Source organism: Lacinutrix sp. YIN62 (genome assembly GCF_057219185.1).
Map to the genome: position 1 here is coordinate 72800 of NZ_JBXVVH010000009.1, position 22892 is coordinate 95691.

At 32.9% G+C, this 22892-nt stretch carries 17 protein-coding genes; 10 read left to right on the plus strand and 7 right to left on the minus strand.

The genetic code is table 11. The features are described from left to right. The 4 genes from AC2D8I_RS07740 to AC2D8I_RS07755 all read left to right on the plus strand — a co-directional run bounded on the left by AC2D8I_RS07740 (nucleotide 1) and on the right by AC2D8I_RS07755 (nucleotide 5750). Nucleotides 1–1356: a hypothetical protein gene (locus tag AC2D8I_RS07740; RefSeq protein ID WP_484705422.1), complete on the plus strand. Its 1356-nt coding sequence runs from the start codon at nucleotides 1–3 to the stop codon at nucleotides 1354–1356. Next, entirely contained in the window at nucleotides 1356–1910 is a 555-nt protein-coding gene (gene lptC, locus AC2D8I_RS07745) for an LPS export ABC transporter periplasmic protein LptC (RefSeq protein WP_484705423.1), read from the plus strand. The genes AC2D8I_RS07740 and lptC overlap by 1 nt, the downstream gene beginning before the upstream one ends. Nucleotides 1911–2178: 268 nt before the next feature. Then, nucleotides 2179–3477 carry a hemolysin family protein gene (locus AC2D8I_RS07750; protein ID WP_484705424.1) on the plus strand — a complete coding sequence of 433 codons (1299 nt, stop codon included), beginning with the start codon at nucleotides 2179–2181 and terminating at the stop codon, nucleotides 3475–3477. Between the two features lie 146 nt (nucleotides 3478–3623). Continuing rightward, nucleotides 3624–5750: a SurA N-terminal domain-containing protein gene (locus tag AC2D8I_RS07755; protein WP_484705425.1), complete on the plus strand. Its 2127-nt coding sequence runs from the start codon at nucleotides 3624–3626 to the stop codon at nucleotides 5748–5750. A 141-nt stretch (nucleotides 5751–5891) separates the two neighbouring features. Here AC2D8I_RS07755 and AC2D8I_RS07760 read toward each other — a convergent pair whose 3' ends face one another. After that, nucleotides 5892–6803, minus strand: coding sequence for a GYDIA family GHMP kinase (locus AC2D8I_RS07760; protein WP_484705426.1), 912 nt, complete (start codon nucleotides 6801–6803; stop codon nucleotides 5892–5894). 28 nt (nucleotides 6804–6831) lie between these two features. After that, nucleotides 6832–8136: a hydroxymethylglutaryl-CoA reductase, degradative gene (locus AC2D8I_RS07765; RefSeq protein ID WP_484705427.1), complete on the minus strand. Its 1305-nt coding sequence runs from the start codon at nucleotides 8134–8136 to the stop codon at nucleotides 6832–6834. A gap of 239 nt (nucleotides 8137–8375) precedes the next feature. Here AC2D8I_RS07765 and AC2D8I_RS07770 point away from each other — a divergent pair, with 239 nt between their 5' ends. The 4 genes from AC2D8I_RS07770 (at nucleotide 8376) to AC2D8I_RS07785 (ending at nucleotide 14427) form a co-directional block, all read left to right on the plus strand. Beyond that, nucleotides 8376–10604: a S9 family peptidase gene (locus tag AC2D8I_RS07770; RefSeq protein ID WP_484705428.1), complete on the plus strand. Its 2229-nt coding sequence runs from the start codon at nucleotides 8376–8378 to the stop codon at nucleotides 10602–10604. Between the two features lie 27 nt (nucleotides 10605–10631). Beyond that, nucleotides 10632–11987, plus strand: a complete 1356-nt coding sequence (locus AC2D8I_RS07775) for a peptide MFS transporter (RefSeq protein WP_484705429.1) — start codon at nucleotides 10632–10634, stop codon at nucleotides 11985–11987. Between the two features lie 45 nt (nucleotides 11988–12032). After that, entirely contained in the window at nucleotides 12033–13781 is a 1749-nt protein-coding gene (locus tag AC2D8I_RS07780; RefSeq protein WP_484705430.1) for a peptide MFS transporter, read from the plus strand. 97 nt (nucleotides 13782–13878) lie between these two features. Beyond that, nucleotides 13879–14427 carry a thioredoxin family protein gene (locus tag AC2D8I_RS07785; protein WP_484705431.1) on the plus strand — a complete coding sequence of 183 codons (549 nt, stop codon included), beginning with the start codon at nucleotides 13879–13881 and terminating at the stop codon, nucleotides 14425–14427. Between the two features lie 32 nt (nucleotides 14428–14459). Here AC2D8I_RS07785 and AC2D8I_RS07790 read toward each other — a convergent pair whose 3' ends face one another. The 5 genes from AC2D8I_RS07790 to surE form a co-directional block, all read right to left on the minus strand. Then, nucleotides 14460–16442: a ComEC/Rec2 family competence protein gene (locus tag AC2D8I_RS07790; RefSeq protein WP_484705432.1), complete on the minus strand. Its 1983-nt coding sequence runs from the start codon at nucleotides 16440–16442 to the stop codon at nucleotides 14460–14462. Nucleotides 16443–16519: 77 nt separating this feature from the next. Then, nucleotides 16520–17065: a C40 family peptidase gene (locus AC2D8I_RS07795; protein WP_484705433.1), complete on the minus strand. Its 546-nt coding sequence runs from the start codon at nucleotides 17063–17065 to the stop codon at nucleotides 16520–16522. Beyond that, a complete protein-coding gene (gene lpxB / locus AC2D8I_RS07800; RefSeq protein WP_484705434.1) occupies nucleotides 17065–18189 on the minus strand; it encodes a lipid-A-disaccharide synthase in 1125 nt (374 codons plus the stop codon). Before lpxB ends, AC2D8I_RS07795 begins: the two co-directional genes overlap by 1 nt. A gap of 5 nt (nucleotides 18190–18194) precedes the next feature. After that, nucleotides 18195–18482: a hypothetical protein gene (locus AC2D8I_RS07805; RefSeq protein ID WP_484705435.1), complete on the minus strand. Its 288-nt coding sequence runs from the start codon at nucleotides 18480–18482 to the stop codon at nucleotides 18195–18197. Then, a complete protein-coding gene (gene surE, locus AC2D8I_RS07810) occupies nucleotides 18475–19251 on the minus strand; it encodes a 5'/3'-nucleotidase SurE (protein WP_484705436.1) in 777 nt (258 codons plus the stop codon). The genes AC2D8I_RS07805 and surE overlap by 8 nt, the downstream gene beginning before the upstream one ends. A 257-nt stretch (nucleotides 19252–19508) precedes the next feature. On the opposite strand from surE, the gene AC2D8I_RS07815 reads away from it, so the two are divergent. Both AC2D8I_RS07815 and AC2D8I_RS07820 read left to right on the plus strand, forming a co-directional pair. Beyond that, entirely contained in the window at nucleotides 19509–21674 is a 2166-nt protein-coding gene (locus AC2D8I_RS07815; protein ID WP_484705437.1) for a carboxy terminal-processing peptidase, read from the plus strand. An 8-nt stretch (nucleotides 21675–21682) separates the two neighbouring features. After that, nucleotides 21683–22774, plus strand: a complete 1092-nt coding sequence (locus AC2D8I_RS07820) for an ABC transporter permease (protein ID WP_484705438.1) — start codon at nucleotides 21683–21685, stop codon at nucleotides 22772–22774. Nucleotides 22775–22892: the final 118 nt, after the last annotated feature.

Sequence of the window (22892 nt, forward strand, 5' to 3'; positions counted from 1 at the left end):
ATGAAGACTAATATCACATTACTATTTACATTATTATTTTTAGGTCTCAACCTAAGTTTTGGACAAGAACAGGAAGCTTGCTTAACCCAATTGTCTATAATGTCCGAGTATGCTAAAGCGAAAGATTATGAAGCGGCATATAAGCCATTTATGGAGTTAAGAGAAACGTGTCCTAAATACAATAAGGCAATTTATACCTATGGTGAGAAAATATTAAAATATAAGATTAAGAATTCAAAAGGAGAGGAAAAAGTTGCTTTTGTAAATGACCTTATAAAAATGTGGGAGCAAAGAGCTGTTAACTTTGCTAGTAAAACACCTAAAGGCGAGTATGATGCTAAAATATGCCAGTTAAAATACGATAATAAAGTAGTTTTAGGGTTAAACGACACACAGTTATATGACTGTTTTGATGCTGCTTTTAATGGCGATAGAAAAACATTTAAAAACCAAAAAAGCTTATACATATACTTTAAGTTAATGGTTAAACTATACGATGCTGGTAAAAAAACAGATCAACAATTATTTGATAAATATGATGATGTTGTTGAGAAAATAGAAGTGGAAGTTGCCGATAACTCTACGAAACTGAATACGCTTCTTGCTAAAGAAGAATCAGGGACAGCTTTGTCTAAAAAAGAAGGGAAGTATAAAGTGTTTTATACTAAAACATTAGCTGCTTTTGATAAGATATCAGGGAGTGTAGATAGAGCGTTAGGTGATAGAGCAAATTGTACAAACTTGATTCCTTTATATGAAAAAGATTTTGAACAAAACAAAGGAAATGCAGTTTGGTTACAAAGAGCAGCAGGGAAAATGGCTGAAAAAGATTGTACTGGAGATGCCTTATTCTTTAAGTTGGTAAATGCTTATCATAATTTAAGTCCATCAGCAAGTTCTGCATATTATTTAGGGATTTTAAAAGATAAAAAAGGACAGTCTAGTGAAGCTTTAAAATATTATGAGCAATCTCTAGCATTACAAGATGATAATATTAAAAAAGCGAAGCTATATAAGAAAATAGCAAACAAGCTTAAAAAGAAAGGGAGCTTAAGTAAATCTAGAGCATATTTTCAAAAAGCATTGCAATATAATCCTGCCGATAAAAGTCCGCACACCTATATTGCTGCAATGTATGCAGCAAGTGCAAAAAACTGCGGAAAAGATAGTTTTGACCAAAGAGCAGTATATTGGCTAGCAGCTAAAGAAGCTGCCAAAGCAAAAAACAGTGCAGCTGTTAAACGATATAAAGCATTAGCGCCTACTAAATCAGATATTTTCACTAAAGGAAATGCGGGCGCAACTATTAAAATAGGATGTTGGATAGGAAGAAGTGTAACTGTACCAAAAGTTTAATGCGAAATAGAACAAAACATATCATAAGTAACGGAGTCATGGCATTAGCTATGACTTTGTTGTTTTCATGTAAGAACAACTTAAAAGAAGTACAAAGAATTGGTGTGCCAGCTAATAAACCTATTGCTGAAGCAGAGGATATTGATTCAAAACGTACAGATTCAGGTCGGGTTTCTGCAAATCTTTTAAGCCCCAAAATGCTGGATTTTGGAAATAGAGACTTTGGTTATTCTGAGTTTCCACAAGGAATTACGCTCTATATTTATGACGATAAAAATCAAAAGAGTACTGTTATTTCAGATTATGCAATTCTTTATAAAGTAACCGATTTAATAGACCTACAAGGCAATGTTATTGTGGCGACACCAACAAAAGACACACTCTATGCCGAGCAGCTATACTTCGATCAAAAAAAGAAATGGATGTTTACTAATTTACCAGTAACATACAAGTCTGATGATTATATTACACATGGAGCAGGTTTTGACTCAGATAAGGACTTTACCAGCACAGAAGTATTAGGAATTAGTGGCCAATTTCTAGTGTCTGAATAGCTAATAAAGCACTACACAGTCGTAAAGTGTTGATTTTTTACATATCTTTACTGTATTAAAATACACAGAATAGTGAAATACTTAAAAATAACACAATATATATATTTAATAGCTGGCGTTTACTTTCTGTACGAAGCCGCTACAAGTTGGAGTTCAGATAGAGGGCACGCATATCTTTCCTTGTTTTTATTCGCTTTGGCTATATTTATGTTTTTCTTTAGAAGGAAATTCAATAAAAAATTTAAAGACAAAGAACAATCTTAATTAAATGATAACAACACATATAATAATCATAATTATAGTGTCGTTATTGCTTTCTGCTTTTTTTTCAGGAATGGAAATCGCTTATGTTTCTTCGAATAAGATTCATATCGAAATCGAAAAAAAACAAGCCGGTTTTTTAGCCAATATACTATCTAAAATTACAGTTAAACCTTCAAAGTTTATTGCTACAATGCTAATTGGTAACAATATAGCGTTGGTGGTTTATGGTTTTTTTATGGGCGATTTGTTAATGCTTTGGTTTAAAGAATTACTACAAACAACAGAGTCGGGTATCCTCATTGTGTTGCTTAACGATTTTAGCCTATTAAGTCAAACCATAATTTCAACATTGCTAATCTTGTTTACAGCAGAGTTTTTGCCTAAGGTGTTTTTTCAAATCTATTCCAATTCTTTAATAAAAGCCTTGGCGTTCCCAGCCTATATTTTCTATGTCTTGTTCTCATGGGTATCAAGTTTTGTTATTTGGATTTCAGATGAGCTGTTAAAGCGATTTTTTAAAACAGATGGCGATCAAGTACAGTTGGCTTTTAGTAAGGTCGAATTAGGGAATTATATTAGTGAGCAAATGGAGGCTATCGATGTACATGCAGATGTTGATAGTGAAATTCAAATCTTTCAGAATGCATTAGAATTCGCAGAGGTTAAAGCTCGTGAGGTTATGGTGCCACGAACAGAAATTGTAGCAATGGAGCTTAATGATTCTATAGAAAATTTAAACCTCTTATTTACAGAAACGGGGTATTCTAAGATTTTAATTTACAAAAATACCATTGACGACATTTTAGGTTATGCTCATGCTTTTGAGCTTTTTAAAAAGCCTAAAAGTATAAAAGCAATGATGCTCGCTGTAGAGTATGTCCCAGAAACTATGCAGATAAATGAAATACTTAATGTGCTTATAAAAAAACGTAAAAGTATAGCGGTAGTTTTAGATGAATACGGAGGTACATCGGGAATGATGACTGTAGAGGATATTGTCGAAGAGTTGTTTGGAGAGATTGAAGACGAGCATGATACGGTCGTCTTAACTGAAGAAAAAAAGGATGCCCTTCATTATGTGTTTTCTGCCCGCTTGGAAGTCGATTATTTAAATGAAACCTATAAGCTTAATTTGCCAGAAGGAGAAAACTACGAAACCTTAGGCGGGCTTATTGTTGATCATACTGAAGAAATACCACAGCAGAACGATGTCGTTAACATCGATAAATTTAAATTTCAAATCCTCGAGGTTTCCGATACTAAAATCGACCTAGTAAATCTTGAAATAATAGTAGAAGACTAAGCTATTATAATTAAATTTTTAAGCTTTAATTAAAGAAAAGTAATACACATTTTTTAAATATTGGAATTAATGATAAATTCTCCTTTTATTATTAAATAGAAAATGGTATTTTCGCCCACTATATTTCATAAAATCTATTTCAACAGATGGCAATTTTAAATAAGATAAGACAGAAAACGTTCGTACTGATACTCGTAATAGCATTAGCATTATTTGCTTTTATATTATCAGGACTTTTTGATTCTAATGTAAGTTTTGGTGGTAAGTCGCCTAATGTGGTGGCAACAGTAAATGGAAAGGATATTTCTAGAGAGGCATTTATGGCGCAAGTAGAGGCTAGAAAAAACCCAAATGCAACAGCAACACAAATAATGAATCAAGTATTTAGTGCTGAGGTGAATAGAATGGTTATGGAAAGCGAATTTGAAGCTTTAGGCTTAAGCGTAGGAAGAGAGCAAATGATAGACTTATTAATGCCTAACCTACAGAATAGCCCAGAATTTCAAAACGAAGCAGGCTTATTTGATAAAGCGAAATTAAATACTTATATCGCTAATTTAAAAGATTCTCCAAATAAGCAAGCCTACCAACAATGGATTAATTATGAAGTGTCTGTTTCTGCAAGAGGATTGCAAGAAACGTACATGAACTTAGTTAAGGCTGGAACTACGGCAACATTAACAGAAGGTGAGTTGGAGCATAAATTAGAAGGCGATAAAGTAGATATTAAATTTGTTCAAATTCCTTTTTCTTCAATTGCCGATAGTACAATAACGGTTTCTACATCTGAAATAACAGCATACATAAACAAAAACAAAAAGAAATACGAAGTAGAAGATTCACGAAATATCCAGTATGTTAAGTTCGATGAAGTTGCTTCAATAGAAGATGAAAATACAATAAAAGCAGATTTAGCAAAAATTATTAACGATACACCTGTTTACGAAAACGGTAAAACCGATACTATCGTTGGATTTGCTAGAATAACTAATGATAAAGTTGCTGGGTTTGTAAGTGAATATTCCGATTCCGATTTACGATATGCTGATAATTTTGAATTTGCAAATGCTTTACCTGCAGCAATAAAAGATACCATTACAAAATTAAATGTTGGGAGTGTTTATGGACCATATAAAGATGCGGGTAATTTTAAATTAACAAAATTAGTAGCGACAGCGCAATTGCCAGATTCTTCAAAAGTAAGACATATTTTAATCCCTTTTGTAGGAGCGCAAAGAGCGGGAGCAGATGTTGTAAAAACAGAGGGACAAGCTAAAGCTACGGCTGATAGTATTGTTGGGTTGTTGACATCGCGAAGCGCTAAATTCACAGATTTATTAGAATTGTCTTCAGATAAAGTTAGTAATGAAAAGAATGGTGAAATTGAAATGGCTTATGCTTCTCCTTTTGCTCAGGAGTTTAAAACCTTCTCTTTCGAAAATAAAAAAGGAGATATAGCATCTGTTAAAACGGCATTTGGATACCATATTATTGAAATATTAGATCAAGGAGAAAAAGAAACGGCTTATAAATTAGCGACTGTTGAAAGAAAAATAGAAGCCTCTTTAGATACAGAGGATAAAATATTTAGAGAAGCCTCTAACTTTGAAGTGGCAACAAGCAAAAAAACATTTCAAGAAGCTGCTAAAGAAATGAATGTTACGGTTAACCCAGTAAATACAATTAAAGCTTTAGATGAAAATATACCTGGTGTAGGTAATCAAAGACCAATAGTACGATGGGCTTTTGAAGAAGATGCTAAAGTTGGAGATGTAAAGCGCTTTTCAATTAGTGGAGGCGGTTATGTGGTTGCTCAAATTACAGCCCAAAATGAAGCTGGTTTAATGAATGTAACAGACGCTTCTGTTACAGCTTTACCAGAAATAAGAAAAGAGAAGAAAGCAAAATTAATTAAAGATAGAATTGAAGCAACGACTTTAGACGCGTTAGCATCTGAAGAAAATCAAACCATTAAATCTGCATCTGCAATTAATATGAAAAACCCTACTATAGCTGGAGCAGGAAGAGAACCTCTTGTTGTTGGAACAGCTTTTGGTTTAGCTGAAGGTGCTACTTCAAAAATGGTTACAGGAACAAATGGTGTTTATATGATAGAAGTGATAAAAAAGACACCAGCTGTAGCATTAGATAACTATCAATCGTATGCAAATAGACTTAGAATTCAGAAAGAGAATGCTGTTAATTCAAGATTATTACAAGCATTAAAAGATGCTGCTGAAATAGAAGATAATAGGGCTAAAACAGTTCAATAATTAAAAAAATAAGCATAAAAAAAGAGTTCGTAATTTACGAACTCTTTTTTTATGCTTATATTTTTGTCTAAAAGTAGTGAAATACTCAAAACTGTATTAAAACTAAAAAAATGGGCAAGGCATGTTTTGTTGAGGGAATTATTATAATACCATATCCTTAAAAGGGATAATCGTGTTATAACCCTTAGCGTTAAAATACTGCATGACATAATCGCGTTCACCAGTGGCTAAGATAAAATCGCCACCCCAAGCACCTAGGCTTTTTATGGTATTGTTATAATCCTTAAAAAGGCGTTTTTGTATGGGGGTTTGATTGGTGATTTTACTAATTAAAACTTCATGATTAGCGATTAATTCTTCAAACGCAGTAAGAGTGTTAGCCTTATTTATTTGCTTGGTAATATGCTCTATTTTTAGCAATATATCTGGAGCAAGGGTTTTATTGCTTTGATATGTTTTAATGGCATCTCTACTATTTCGTTTTTCATTTAAGTGTACAAAATGTAATTGCGTTTTAAACTTAGGGTTAAAGTCAGTGCGTTCAATATTAGGAAAGCTGTCTTTAAGAAAATAAAAAATAGGCGTATTATAGGACGCGCAAGCAATGTCATAAGCACTACCTCCAAAAGTTGCATTAGAAAGTTTAAAAGCATCTATTTTTGCCCACTGTGCAATGTTATTCAATAGGGTTGACGAAGAGCCTAGACCCCAATCCCTAGGGAAATCTAGCTTGGTGCTAACCGCAAGGCCCTTTTTAGTGTTTAAAAAATTAGGGTTGAATGTTTTAGCGGTGTGTAATATTAAGAGTAATTGCTTAGCGATTTTGTTTTCAATACTGGAAACACCTGTTGAAATTTCGTTAAAGCTAAAAGCCGTTTCTAACCAGATAGAGCCATCAACAGTGTAACTCTTCCAAGTAATTATTGGTTTTTCAATAGGTTTTATTATTAATGATTGTCCATATTTGGTGGGTAGCGCCAAAGCTTTAACACCATCAAGGACAACATATTCACCTGTAAGTAATAATTTTCCGTTGCTATAAAAAGTATGCACTGTTTAAAATTAATGATTAAAAATAAAATTATTGTTCATGGCGTAGTTCATTTATAAGGTTTACAACAGCACTGTGTGTTACTGGTTGGTTTTTAAAGTGATCTACTATCGTGTTTTTTTCTTTGTTGGTAACGCCAAATTGATTTAAAATATTCATCAAATGCATTTTCATATGCCCTTCCTGAATTCCTGTTGTGGTTAAAGAGCGTAAGGCAGCAAAATTTTGTGCTAAGCCTGCTACAGCGACTATTTGCATTAAATCTGAAGCCTTAGGGTTTCCTAGTATATCCAACGCAATTTTTACAAGTGGGTGTAAGTTTGTTAAGCCTCCAACGGTTCCTAAAGCTAAAGGGATTTCCATCCAAAAACTAAAAATGCCATTTTCAATTTTAGCGTGTGTCAAACTACTGTATTTCCCATATCTAGCAGCATAGGCATGCACTCCAGCTTCAATAGCTCTAAAGTCATTTCCTGTGGCCAAAACAACCGCATCAATACCATTCATAATGCCTTTATTATGCGTGACAGCTCTATGAGGTTCTACTTCAGCGATATTTACTGCCTGAACGAATTTTTTAGCAAAAATATTAGGATCTACATCACCTTCTGTTAATTCCGAAACTTTACACGAAACTTCTGCGCGAACAAGGCAATCTGGAACATAATTAGAAAGAATGCTCATGATGATATCTATAGAACCATCTAATATTTTTTTTGCTTCAGATTTAAAAGTTTTAGAAAATTGTTCTAAACAAGAGTTTATAAAATTAGCTCCCATTGCATCTAGAGTTTCAAAAGTCGCATGCAATTGATAGTACCCTTCTATGGCTTCAGTTTTGTCACGTAATTCTATATCTAAAATACCGCCACCACGTTTGTCCATATTCTGTGTTATGGGCTTCGCCGTTTCAATGAGTTTGGATTTTATAGTGTTAAAAAAAACTTGTAAATCTGCTAATTCTCCAGGATACATAAAATGCACTTGACCAATTTTAGTGGTAGAAATTACTGTCGTTTTAAAGCCACCACGATCCATCCAAAATTTAGCCGATTTACTAGCAGCTGCAACAACAGAGCTTTCTTCTATAGCCATAGGAATAGCATAAACAGAACCGTTTATTAAAAAATTAGGCGCAATACCAAGTGGTAAGTAATAATTAGAAATCGTGTTTTCTATAAATTCATCGTGGAGTTGTTGTAGTTTTTTATCGGAATTAAAATACTGCGTAATAGTCTTTTTTGCAATAGTAGAATTAGAAAGGTATTTGCTTACGATCCAATTTATTTTTTCAGATTTTGAAAGTTTGGAAAAGCCAGTAATCGTTTTACTCATCAGTGCACATTTTATGAAGCAAATATACTATTCTTGATGGAAAGAATGTTGCTTCGCTTTTAGGTTCAAATAATTTGTAATAGGGAAGGGAAATAGGCGCGCGCAAATTGTTAAAAAAACGCAGACAAGGATTAAATACAAGAAACAGCACTGTAAAGATGGAAATAACTGTTAATAGTTGGGGTTTTTTGCGTATTTTTTAGTAAACTTGGCATTATTTTGTTTAAAATTACTACCTAATGAAAATTTGTAAACTCTTACTGCTTACTTTCTTTTTTGCAACTACTTTAACATCAGCTCAAACAAAAAACATAACTCTCGAAGAAATTTGGGGTGGCGCTTTTAGAACAGCTGGCCTCGATGTATTGCATTCTATGAATAATGGAAAACAATATTCGGTTTTGAATTTTAATAACAAAACAGGAGCAACAGCTATAGATATATATGATTATAAAACGCTTAAGAAGGTAAAAACACTTGTAAATTCTTCAGATTTGGATGCGGTTAAGTATTTTTCGCATTATAAATTTAGCAAGGATGAAACACAAGTATTGTTAGCTACAAATGAAGCGTCTATTTTTAGACGTTCGACCTTGGGGCATTATTTTGTTTTTAATACCAAAACAAAAACCGTTATTCCTGTTTCAGAGCATAAAATTCAAGAACCAACCTTTTCTCCAAATGGAACTAAAGTGGCTTATGGTTTGAACAATAATTTATATGTTAAAGATCTAAATTCAGGGGAAACGATTCAAATAACATTTGATGGTGAAAAAAATAAAATTATAAATGGTATTACAGACTGGGTTTATGAAGAAGAGTTTTCATTAGTACAGGCTTTTGAATGGAATGCAGCGAGTGATAAAATAGCGTTTGTACGTTTTGATGAAACTCAAGTGCCAGAATTTTCAATGGATGTTTATGGAGAAAACCTTTATCAAACACAAACCGTATTTAAGTACCCTAAAGCAGGAGAAGCTAATGCAATTGTATCACTGCACATCTATGACTTAAACAAAAATAAAACAGAATCAGTTAAAATAGAAAAAGACTATAACGATTTTTATATTCCTAGAATTAAATGGACTCATAATCCTAATGTTTTAAGTGCTCAGTTTATGAATCGTCACCAAAATGAACTTGACCTTTGGATGATTGATACTAAAAAAAATAGCGCCTTTATAGCCATAGCTGAAAAAGATGATGCTTATATTGACATTACAGATAATTTAACATTTTTAAAAGACAATAGCTTTATCTGGACAAGTGAAAAAGATGGTTATAACCATATTTATCATTATAATAAAAAAGGGAAGTTGATAAACCAAATAACAAAAGGAAATTGGGAGGTAACCAATTATTACGGTTTTGATGCTAAAACAAAACGAATATATTATCAATCTGTTGAAAATGGATCCATAAACAGAGACGTATATTCTATAAAGTTAAACGGTACTGACAAAAAGCGTTTAACAAAAACTTCTGGAACTAATAGCGCTGCTTTTAGTACAGATTTCACCTATTTTATTAATACCTTTTCTAGTGCAACAACACCTCCTGAATATACTTTAAATAATGCTGCAACAGGAGCCGTAATTAAAAGTATTAAAGACAATGATATATTGACTCAAAAACTTTTAAATTATAAAACATCTAAAAAAGAGTTTAGTACAATTAACGTTAATGGCAATGATTTAAATATGTGGATGATAAAACCTGCGAATTTTGATGAAACAAAAGAATATCCTTTGTTTATGTATCAATATTCAGGACCTGGATCGCAACAAGTGGCTAACCGTTGGAACAGCGCAAACGATTATTGGTATCAAATGCTGGCACAAAAAGGTTATATAGTGGCTTGTGTAGATGGCAGAGGAACAGGTTTTAAAGGAGCCGATTTTAAAAAAGTAACACAAAAAGAACTAGGGAAGTTAGAGGTTGAGGATCAAATTGAAGCTGCTAAGCAATTAGGAACACGTTCTTATATAGATGCCAGTCGTATAGGGATTTGGGGATGGAGTTACGGTGGCTTTATGAGTAGTAATGCTTTATTTAAAGGAAACGATGTGTTTAAGATGGCAATAGCTGTAGCACCAGTTACTAGTTGGAGGTTTTACGATTCTATATATACAGAGCGTTACATGACTACGCCTCAGGAAAATGCGAGTGGCTATGATGATAATTCCCCAATAAATCATGTCAATAAATTAAAAGGAGATTTCTTATTAATTCACGGAACAGGAGATGATAATGTACATGTGCAAAATACTATGAGAATGGTTGAAGCATTGATCCAGGCAGATAAGCAATTCGAATGGATGATTTATCCCGATAAAAATCATGGAATCTATGGCGGCAATACAAGATTGCATTTGTATAAGAAAATGTCTAACTTCATAGATAGAACTTTAGGGGATAAGATTAAGAAACCTAATGAGATAAAAGAAGAAATAGAAATTAAAGGATAATAATTTTTACTAACTAATAATAAAATTATGGCTGCATCAGGTGCAATTAAACAAAAAGAATTATTTGGACATCCAGTAGGATTGTATGTGTTATTTTTCACAGAAATGTGGGAACGTTTTTCATATTATGGTATGAGAGCAATATTAGTACTGTACTTAGTGCAGGCAACAACAGATGCTAATGCTGGATTAGGTTGGACCAAAGGAGAAGCCTTAGCTTTATATGGATGGTATACTATGTTAGTATATGTGGCTTCTATACCAGGAGGTTGGATTGCAGATAAATTTTTAGGACAAAAAAAATCAGTGCTATATGGAGGGATTCTTCTGGTTGCTGGACATAGTGTTTTAGCAATTGAAGTAATGTGGGCTTTTTATACTGGCTTAGGGCTAATTATAGCTGGTGTAGGCCTATTAAAACCTAATATTTCAACAATGGTAGGAGGTTTATACAAGCAGGGAGATATTAGAAGAGATAAAGGATTTACAATATTCTATATCGGTATAAATGTTGGCGCATTTTTGTCTAGTTTAATTGTTGGTTATGTTGGTGAAGTACATGGATGGCATTATGGTTTTGGATTAGCAGGTATAGGGATGGCATTAGGATTATTACAATACATGTTAGGTCAAAAACACTTAAAAACAGTTGGTAATTTTTTAGGAGCTTCAGAAAATGAATCTGATATAGATGCTATGAAAAAACCTCTCACAAAAATTGAAAAGGATAGAATCATCGTTTTATTTGTTTCGTTTATGCTTGTTATTGTTTTTTGGGGAGCGTTTGAACAAGCAGGCGGACTTATGAATATATATGCTAAAGAAAAAACAAATAGAATGCTAATGGGCTGGGAGGTTCCTGCGTCATGGTTTCAATCATTAAATGCAATGTTTATTATCTTTTTAGGGACAACAGTTGCAGCATATTGGGCGGCTAGAAAATTAAAAGGAAAAGTATCTACGTCATTGTTTAAAATGATAGTTGGACTTATTATTATGGGAACAGGATTCTTTTTTATGACAGCAGCAGCAGGGCAGTATGAAAGCGATGGAGCTTCTGCAATGTATTGGTTAGTGTTGGCTTATTTATTCCATACTGTAGGTGAATTATGTATTTCTCCAGTTGCATTATCATATATAACAAAATTAGCGCCTGTAAAATATGCATCGTTAATGATGGGAGTTTATTTTGCTATGACTGGTTTTGGGAATAAATTAGCCGGTTTGTTAGGAGAGGCTTCTGAAAGTTTAGGGGAATTTACGATTTTTACTGGTATTGCTGTTTTTTGCGTTATTTTCGGAGCTTTAGTTATGGTATTTAGAAAGAAACTTGAAGTTTTGACGCATGGTGCAGAAGATAATGAAAGAGTGATAACCGATTAAAAGAAGATCTAAAATTAGTAAACACGAACTAAACGGAATTATACTATGAGTACTGATATTGAGAATATCTTTAAAGATAAAGTTTTAGGGCATCCTGCGGGATTATTTGTGCTGTTTTTTACCGAAATGTGGGAGCGTTTTTCATATTATGGTATGCGCGCTTTATTAGTAATGTTTTTTACAGCCTCATTGACTGATGGCGGATGGGGTTGGCCAAGAGAGCATGCATTTGCTATTTTTGGAACCTATACATCATTAGTTTATTTATCAACCTTATTAGGAGGTTATTTTGCCGATAAAATTATCGGGTTTAGATGGGCTGTACTTGTTGGAGCTTTGCTAATGACTTTAGGACACGCCTCGATGGCTCTAGAAACTTCATTTTTCATCTATTTAGGGTTAGGGCTTCTTGTTTTTGGAAGTGGTTTTTTTAAGCCCAATATGACTTCTATTATATCTGAAATGTACAAGAGCAAGCCAGAGAAAAAAGATGGTGCTTATACTATTTTTTATATGGGAGTAAATGCGGGAGCATTTTTAGGAATTTTACTTTGTGGCTATCTAGGAGAGGAAGTAGGTTGGAGTTGGGGATTTGGTTTAGCCGGTATATTTATGCTGTTTGGTTTATTACAGTTTTGGTTGTCACAAGATATTTTTGGTAAAATAGGTTTAAAACCTGAAAATAAAAATGAAAAGGAACTTAAGCTTGGAGACGATGAACCTAAATTAAATCCTTTTACAAATTTTCAATTAGCTATTATTGGTATTTCATCTCTACTAGGTTTAGCTTGGATTTTAAATGATCCAGTGGCTAAAATATCTGGAGGAGAATATAATTTATTCGATTTTAATTTATTTGGTTTAACAGGAGCAAGTGTGATAATTTTAGTGGCTCTATTTTTGTTTATTCTTTTGCTAGTAATTCGTATTCCAAAATATGATATTATTACAAGAGATCGAATGTTAGCTGTTATTTTCTTTGCATTTATTACAATTTTTTTCTGGGCGATTTTTGAACAAGCCCCAAGTTCTTTAACTATTTTCGCTAGAGATTATACTCAAAGAGTTTTAGAAGGGAATGCTGCTTTTACTTTTAAGATTATTAATTCTTTAATGACAGTTATTCCTTTAGGTATTATAACATGGGTATTATGGTTATTATTTAAAAAAACTTTTTCAAAATATGGTTTATCAAATATTATACTAGGGACGAGTTTTATCATTATATGGGCTATCGCAATCTGGATGTTGTATAATGAGTTTGTTAAAGATGTTGCAGAAGTTCCTGCATCTTGGTTTGGGGTGTTAAATTCATTATTTATAATAGCCTTTGCTCCTCTTTTCTCTAAGTGGTGGGAAAGTAAATATAATCCTAATGCAAATATGAAGTATGCTATAGGAATGGTATTATTAGGAGTTGGAATGGCCTGTGTGGCAATAGGTGCTTCATCTATACCTGTAGGAGCTAAAACAGCTTCTGTGAGTATGATTTGGTTAATATTAGTATATTTCTTTCATACTATGGGAGAGCTATGTATTTCACCTGTTGCTTTATCTTATGTTAGTAAACTTGTACCAGGACGAATGATTGCAATGATGTTTGGTATTTGGTACTTGGCGGTAGCTATAGGAATGAAGTTGGCAGGAGTATTCGGAGAAGCTTCAGAAGGGATTGCGAAAACCGAAGGGTTAAGTTATTTTTTCTGGTTATTAACAGCGGTCGCTGTAGGATTAGGAATTTTATCAGCAATATTATATCCTTTTATAAAAAAACTAATGCATGGTGTTAGATAAATAAAAATAAAAAACGTCTCATAGAGGCGTTTTTTTATTTTTTGTAACTTTGGAATACTATTTGCGACTTATGAATAAAAATTAAACGAATTAAAGAATGAAAAAGACTATCATTTTATTACTGCTTACAGTACTAGCTTCTATATCAATTTCCGCACAAGAAATTAATTGGGTAACTCTAGAAGAAGCGGTAGCGCTTCAAAAGAAAGAGCCAAGAAAAATTATTATGGATATGTATACGAGTTGGTGTGGTCCATGTAAAATGTTAGATCGAAATACATTTCACAATAAAGATGTCGCTGATTATGTAAATAAGAATTACTACGCTGTAAAGTTTAATGCAGAAGGGAATGAGGTTGTTAATTTTAAAGGACAAACTTTTTCAAATCCTAATTATAATCCTAAAAAAGCGAAAAGAAGAAACTCATCACATGAATTATCTAGGTATTTTAGTATAAGATCATATCCAACAATGGTATTCTTGGATGAGACGGGGGAATTTATTTCTCCTATAGTAGGATATAAAACACCGCAACAATTGGAGTTATATCTTAAAATGTTTAAAAATAACGATCATAAAGGAATGGATACTCAAAAAGCATTTGATGATTATTATAAAAAATTTAAAGCAGAATTTTCTAATTAATTCATACGTTAGAAGGTTATATTTAAAATGGTTTAGTCCATTTCTATAATAAATGCGCCCTTTTCACCAGTATAGTGGAAAGGGCATTTTTGTTTTTTACAGGTCGCTTTCCAACGTTTCACATACGATTTGTAATTACTTCCATCCGCAATTATAAGTTCTGGGTTTAAAGTCGCTATGAGTCTTTCTAAGTTAACTTTTGGTGAATCTCTTAGTAATATATAATTAGGGGTAAATGTTTTGATGTTATAAACCCCTAGACTATCAATAATAAAAAGATATTTTGTTCCTATTTTGTAAACCGATTGTAGCGTGTCTTTTGTCAAAACATTTATGTTATTGGCAATCTTGTAATTGTTTAGCATTCTGTATTGGTTTGCTTTCTCCAAGTTTGAGTTTAGTTTTAGAGTCGTATTCGTTTTTAATCCAATAATAGTATATCTACTTTTATGAAAAATAGTAAATAAACGAGTGTTAAAATTATCTTTTGTTAAGATTAAAATACCTTGAAATAATGCTATGGAAATTAGCACTAATCGTAGTCTTTTATAACTTTTATTAAGGATAAATCTTGTTAAAGTGATGATTAATAAGTATGAGAAAATGACTTGAATGGCGCTAAAGGATAAGTCTTGAAAAAGAAAATGTTCTTGTAAAGAAATCCATTTAATAAAGCGGTTCATTGTGTTTATAATCCATCCAAAAAAGCCAGCGAATAACGTTGGTAATGCATTGCATAGCGCTAGTATTATTATAAAAAGACCAAGGCCTAGAATACAGCCTAGAAGCGGAACAATAATAAGATTAGATAGGAAGAATAAACCAGGGAATTGATGAAAGTAAAATAAGCTAATTGGAGTTACACCAAATTGAGCCGCAAGGGTTACAGTGAACGTATTCCAAAAAAGTTTACTAATATAATGCTTAGGAAGCCATAGTTTAGCAAGTATAGGCTGAATTATTACGATAGCAAATACAGCAAGATAACTGAGTTGGAAACCGATGTCAAATAAAAACAAGGGTTTAAAAAGTAATAATATAAATATAGAAGTTGTTAGTGTGTTATAAATGTTTGTGGGGCGATTTAGGTGCATGGCAATAGCCACAATGCTAAACATTGTAACTGCGCGTGTCACAGAAGCTGATAAACCAGCAATAATAGCAAAAGCCCATAGTATTAGTACGATAAGAAATACTTTTATTGTTTTTCCATACTTTAAGTATTTTAAAGGTGAGAATAAGGCGTTTAGTATTACGAGTAGTATACCAATATGTAAGCCCGATACTGCAAGAATATGAATCGCTCCTGCATTAACATAATTGTCTTGCAATGCTTTACTTATATCTTGGCGTTGCCCTAATAATATTGCATTAATTATAGCTAAAGCATCAGAACTAAAGGAGTATTGCTTTAGTTTAGTATTAATAATATCTCTAAGGAGCTCTGCATAGCCCAAAAAAGTATGTTTTTGAGTACTAACACAGAGTAACTTCTCCCTTTCAGTATGCATTTGGAAGAATACATATTGCCGTTCCAGATAGTTTTTATAGTTAAATTGATTTGGGTTTTTTGGAGAGTCTAAAACTAAAAAAGTTTCCGTTGTTAAATAGATATCATCTATCTTTAAACTACTGTTTGTACTGTCTTTTTTAAGATTTAATAGCGCTTTACCTAAAACACTTTTATTTTCAATTTTAAGTATATCAATGATGTATTTTTGGTTATAGTTTCCTGACTTTAGGCTAGATCTAACTCTAAAGGTGATTTGTTTTTCTTTAAGGTTAAATTGGGAATAATGTTGTGGAAGTCGCTTTTCATTATTTAGCGTCGTAATGAAAACACCAATAACACCCATTGTTATAAAGCTAGTTATACCAAAGGATATAATGACAAGGTTATTTTGTCTGGGAATAAGGAGGAATAAGCTTAATACTGCTAGTAGTAAAATAAGGACGTGTAAAGCGCTAGTTAAAGGAATGTTATAGTAATGTGCTGTAAATATTCCAAGAACCAAACAGATCGTTAGCTTTATTATGTTGAAATTAAGGGCTTTCAATAGCCTAATATAGTGAATATTAGGCTATTTGTTTTTTAAAGTAAGCGTCTAGCCTGTACAAAAGCAAAATACCAATAACGTTCAGCGAGGTTAGATATAATAACTCCTTTACTGGTTGAAGCATGAATAAATTCAATATTCCCAGCTCGTGCAGAGGTTACCAAGCCTACGTGATTTACTTTGCGACTATTTTTTTTTGTCGAAAAAAAGAGTAAATCTCCTTGTTTAACCTTTTTTAAATCAACCCATTTACCTTTTGTAGCCATAGCACTTGAAACTCTAGGAAGTGTTATACTTTCCTTTTTAAACGAAGTGTATATTAACCCAGAACAATCTATGCCAGCCTTAGTTGTGCCTCCATACTTGTAGCGTGTACCTTTGTATTGTTTTGCATGTTTAACAATAGCCTTCGCTACAGTGCTTGTACTGGCATTACTTGATGACGTTTTAGTTGTTTTTTTTACGGTTTTGCTAGTCTTAGATTTTTTTGTAATAACAGCGCGTTTGTTTTTCGAGGAACCACAGGCCGTTATGAGTAATAATAGTAGTAGGAATAGTAGTTTTGGAGTCGTTTTTGGCATCAATTAGAGGAATTGTTTATAGATTTATATATTAATTTAGCAGTTTTATTACTGGCGCCTTTACCTCCCAATTTTTTCTCTAAACTATAATAGTCAATAAAAAATTTAGTCCGTTCATAGGCGTCAAGTAAAAGGTCTAATTCTTTTTTTAAACGTTTGGGATTGAATTCATTTTGAATTAGTTCCGTTACAGCTTTTTTGTCTAGTATTAAATTTACTAGAGAAATATAATCTAGTTTAACAAGGCGCTTACCAATTTGATACGATAACCAGCCTCCTTTATAGCACACTACTTGTGGAACTTTAAAGAGACCAGTCTCTAAGGTTGCTGTTCCAGAGGTTACTAGAGCTGCTGTAGAAACACTAAGCAAGTCGTAAGTTTTATTGCTAATGAAATGAACATTAGTCTTTTTTATAAATTGCTTATAAAAATTATAATCTTGACCAGGGGCTCCAGCAATTACAAATTGATATGCTTTGTAGTTGTCAACTAAACTCAGCATAACAGATAGCGTTTTTATAATCTCTTGCTTTCTACTGCCAGGAAGCAATGCAATAATAGGCTTGTCACTCAATCCATTTTGAGTTCTAAAGTCAAATTCATCAACTTGTACTCTGTCAGCGATTGCATCTATTAACGGGTGACCAACAAAATGTACAGGGAAATTATGTTTGTCTTCGTAAAATGGTTTTTCAAACGGAAGAATAACATACATTTGTTCTACATCTCTTTTTATAGCTTTAATTCTGTTTTCTTTCCATGCCCATATTTGAGGTGAAATATAATAGTGGGTTTTATAAGCCTTTTGTTTTGCCCATTTTGCAATGCGCAAGTTAAAGCCAGGGTAGTCAATAAAAATAATAACATCTGGATTGTAGTTTTCGATGTCTTTTTTGCAAAAAGCAAGATTTTTGGTAATCGTTCTTAGATTCATTACCACTTCTAGAAAGCCCATAAAGGCAAGTTCTCTGTAATGTTTAACAAGTGTTCCTCCAACATTTTGCATAAGGTCACCTCCCCAAAATCTAAAATTTGCATCTACATCTTCAAGTAATAAAGACTTCATTAAGTTGGAGCCATGTAAATCGCCAGAAGCCTCTCCTGAAATAATATAATATTTCATAATATTTAAAACTTTTTCATTATAAAAATAATAGCCACTATTATAATAGCCATTATTACGCCTTTAGCGTAATCTTCTTTTTTTTTATGTAAAAAATAATAAAAAACAGGGAGGTTTAATAGTACGCCAATACCAGCATATTTTATAATCACTTGTAACGATAGTAGCTTTTGTAGAGTTTCTTGACCTTCTAAATCTAGCTTTGTTGCTAGATATAATGTATATAGTGAAACCCCTATTAGAGTAATAAGCAATCCGATAATAAACCCTGTAACAATTTCTTTTTTATTCATTAAAACTCCAAGTGTTTAATTCTTTAATACAGCGATGTGCTGTTAGGTCAAATTGCACAGGGACGATAGATACATAGCCATGCTCAAGGGCCCATTCATCCGTATCTTCACCGTCGTCGTAATTTTCAAAAATACCAGAAAGCCAATAATAATCTTTTCCTTGGGGGGTTTGTCTCTTATCAAATTCTTCTTTCCAATTCGCTTTAGCTTGGCGGCAGATTTTAACACCATTTATATTTTTATCCTCTAGGTTAGGAATGTTAACATTTAAGACAATGCCTTTTTCTAAACCGTGTTCTAAAACATTTTTTGCTATCGATTTTGCATATTTTTTCGAGGCTTCAAAATTAGCTTTCCAACTGTGGTTTAAATTAGAAAAACCTATGGCTGGAATCCCTTCAATACCAGCCTCTATGGCAGCACTCATGGTTCCAGAATAAATAACATTAATTGAAGAGTTCGAACCGTGATTTATGCCAGAGACACAAAGATCTGGTCTACGGTCTAGAATTTCATTTACTGCAATTTTAACACAATCTGCAGGCGTTCCCGAACAGCTGTATTCTTTTAAGCCATTATTATTAGTACTTATTTTTTGTATGTGTAATGTAGAATTTATTGTAATAGCATGCCCCATACCACTTTGTGGACTGTCTGGCGCTACAACTACGACATCTCCAATTGTTTTCATAGCATCTATTAAAGCGCGTATGCCAGGTGCAGTGATACCATCATCATTGGTAATTAAAATAAGCGGCTTTTTTGTCATTTCTCGTTACTGTATTTATAGGCTAAAATACATAATTTATGATGGATTTTATGAATTTCTCTTGTTTAACAAAAAATTAGCTCCAAATGCATTTATTGGCACAGTTTTTTCTTTATTTTAGTAGAAATTATTCCTAATTTAGATTAATGCGAGATAGAAAATTGTTGAATCGGATGCGTTATTTAATTTGATCTAAAACGGATTGAAGCGATAACAAAAGGATAAGCATCCAGCTATTAAAAAATAAAAACAAGTAGATGAAAAAGAAGTATAATGTATTAATGCTAGTACTATTATTAGCATTTGGCTCTTGTAGCTTTACGACAAAGGTAGATAATGACCCAGACAAGGACCGATTATTAATTCAAATTATAACGCTAGCTTTAGAACAGTTACATTTTCAACCAAAAGATTTTAACGATGATTTGTCTAGAGATGTTTATGCAAATTATTTAAACAGAATAGACCCTTTAAAACGGTATTTTTTGAAATCGGATATCGATGAGTTTAAAGATTATGAGACCGAATTAGATGACCAGTTAAAAGCATATGATATTTCATTTTTTAATTTGGTAAACGAACGCCTTATTCAAAGAATGAATGAAACTAAAGAAATCTATAAAGCGGTTTTAAGTAAACCTTTTAATTATGCTAAGGATGAAGAAATAGATACAGATTATGAAAGCCATAATTATGTTAGAAATAAAAAGCGACTTAAAGAACGTTGGAGAAAACAGCTTAAGTTTAGAACAATAGCCACGTATGATGCTTTAATTACAGAGCAAGAAGAGGGAGATATGGCTGGTTTAGATGTAGATGAAGCAAAGGTTGAAAATGAAGAAGACTCAGCAAAAAAATCGCTTGCAGCATTAGAAGAGGAGGCTAGAAATGAAACCTTGAAAAATCTAAATGTGTACTACACCGATTTTATCGATGACATGGAACGTAAAGATTGGTTCTCTATGTATATTAATGCTATTGTTGAAGAGTTTGATCCGCATACAACTTATATGGCACCTACGGATAAAGATCGTTTTGACCAGCAAATGTCTGGGCAGCTAGAAGGGATAGGCGCAAGACTACAAAAGCGTATGGATTACACCAAAATCACAGAGCTTATTTCAGGAGGCCCAGCTTGGAGAGGGAAAGAGCTAGAAGTTGGCGATATTATTTTAAAAGTGCGTCAAGAGATGGAAGATGAGTCTGTTAGTATTGTTGGTATGCGAATAGATGATGCGATTAAACTTATAAAAGGTCCTAAGGGAACAAAAGTGTTTTTAACGCTTAAAAAAGTAGATGGATCTATAGAAGAAATTTCAATCACCAGAGATATTGTTGAATTAGAAGAAACTTATGCTAAATCATCAACAGTTAAGAAGAATGATAAAACCTATGGTGTTATTAACTTACCGAAATTTTATATCGATTTTAAAGATTACGATAATAGAAATGCGGCTTCAGATATTAAGAAGGAAATAGAACGGTTAAAAAAAGAAGGTATTGAAGGCTTGGTTTTAGATTTGCGTAATAATGGTGGTGGGTCACTTAAAACAGTGGTCGATATTGCAGGGCTGTTTATAAAGGAAGGCCCTGTGGTTCAAGTAAGGTCAACAGGAGAGCCTAAAGAGGTTTTGGAAGATGAAGATAAATCTATTGTTTGGGATGGCCCATTGGTAATAATGGTTAATGAATTATCGGCTTCGGCATCAGAGATACTTGCAGCTGCAATGCAAGATTATAAACGTGCGATTATCATTGGGAGTAAACAAACCTATGGAAAAGGAACGGTTCAAAACATATTGGACTTAAATAGAATGGTAAGAAATAGTTCTCATGGTGATTTGGGAGCAATAAAAATTACAAGGCAAAAGTTTTATCGTATTAATGGTGGTTCTACTCAATTAGAGGGTGTAAAAAGTGATGTTGTAGTGCCAGACCGTTATAGTTTTGTAGATATAGGAGAACGCGATCAAGACAATCCATTAGCATGGGATAAAATTGATGCTGTAGATTATGAGTTTTGGGGAAGTTATTATGACTATGATGCGACAATAAATAATAGTAAGGTTCGTATGCAAAATAATAAGCAATTAGCCCTTATTGAGAAAAATGCCAAGTGGATTAAAGAACAAATAGATGACAATACATTCTCTTTGAATTATGATGTTTATAAACAAGAGTTAGATAAAAATGAAAATAAAGCTAAAGAGTTTGATGCTATTTCAGATTACGAGACAAATTTAACCTTCTTGTCTTTGCCTTACGAAGAGAAGTTGTTTTTAAAAGATAGTGTTTTAAAAGAAAAAAGAAATCGTTGGCATAAAAATCTGAGTAAAGATGTGTATATGGAAGAAGCTTTAAATGTACTCGAAGATTTAAAAATGACCTACGGCATTAAAAAAGTAGCTACAGTAAAAGACTAATAGTATAGATGAGTAAAACAACAAACTCATTACGAGAGCTAGCGCTCCAAAAGTTTAAAAAAAACTTTTGGGGCGTTTTCAGTTTCTACTTTATTCTTTTGGTAGGCGTCGTTGCTGTTTTTGCTTACGTTTTCGCTCCAGATAACTCTCAAAATGCAAATCAGATGCATTTATCCATTCATTCTAAAAGCCCTGGATTTAAAACACTCATGTTAACATTGCCATCTCATACGGAAAGTGAACAAGGGGTTTGGAGTAAGCTCTTTTTTGGAACAGTAAATACAGAAACCGAAATACCTATTACAAGTTACACTATAAACGGAAATGCCATTACATATACAGCCTACGCTTCAGATGGATTAGAAGGTTTAAAAAAAACAATTATTATTACAGATGATGATAAGCCAATAGAAACATTAATTAATGAAAGCACATTTTATTTAGGAACCGATAAGTATGGTAGGGATCTGTTAAGTAGAATATTGATAGGTGCTAGAATTTCTTTTTTTATAGGATTTGTAGCTGTTTTTATTTCTTTGCTAATAGGACTTTTTATGGGAAGTGTTGCAGGGTATTATGGGGGGAAAGTCGATGCTGTTATTATGTGGGGTATTAATGTAACTTGGTCTATTCCAACCTTGTTGTTAGTTATTGCTATTACATTGGCATTAGGGAAAGGGTTTTGGCAAGTATTTATTGCAGTAGGCTTAACCATGTGGGTTGAAGTTGCTCGAGTCGTTAGAGGACAAGTTATAAGCGCAAAGGAATTACAATATGTTACAGCAGCTAGAGCCTTAGGTTTTAATGATTATAGAATTATAACAAAGCACATACTGCCAAATATAATGGCGCCAGTAATTGTAATTTGTGCAGCAAACTTTGCAGCCGCTATTTTAATAGAAAGTGGACTTAGTTTTTTAGGAATAGGAGCGCAACCCCCAATGGCAAGCTGGGGAGCAATGATAAAAGATCATTATAATTATATTATTCTAGGAAAACCTTACTTGGCTGTTATTCCTGGGGTGTGTATTATGACTTTAGTTATGGCTTTCATGCTTATAGGGAATGCTCTAAGAGACGCCTTAGATGTTAAGGGTTAAGCTGTTCTATATCGTGCTATAATGTGCACATTTATTTATGTAATATTTTCTAAGTTGTAAGTTTACATGAAATATTAAAATATTGGCTTCCTATATTAGTGTTTTAAAAGAGTGTTTA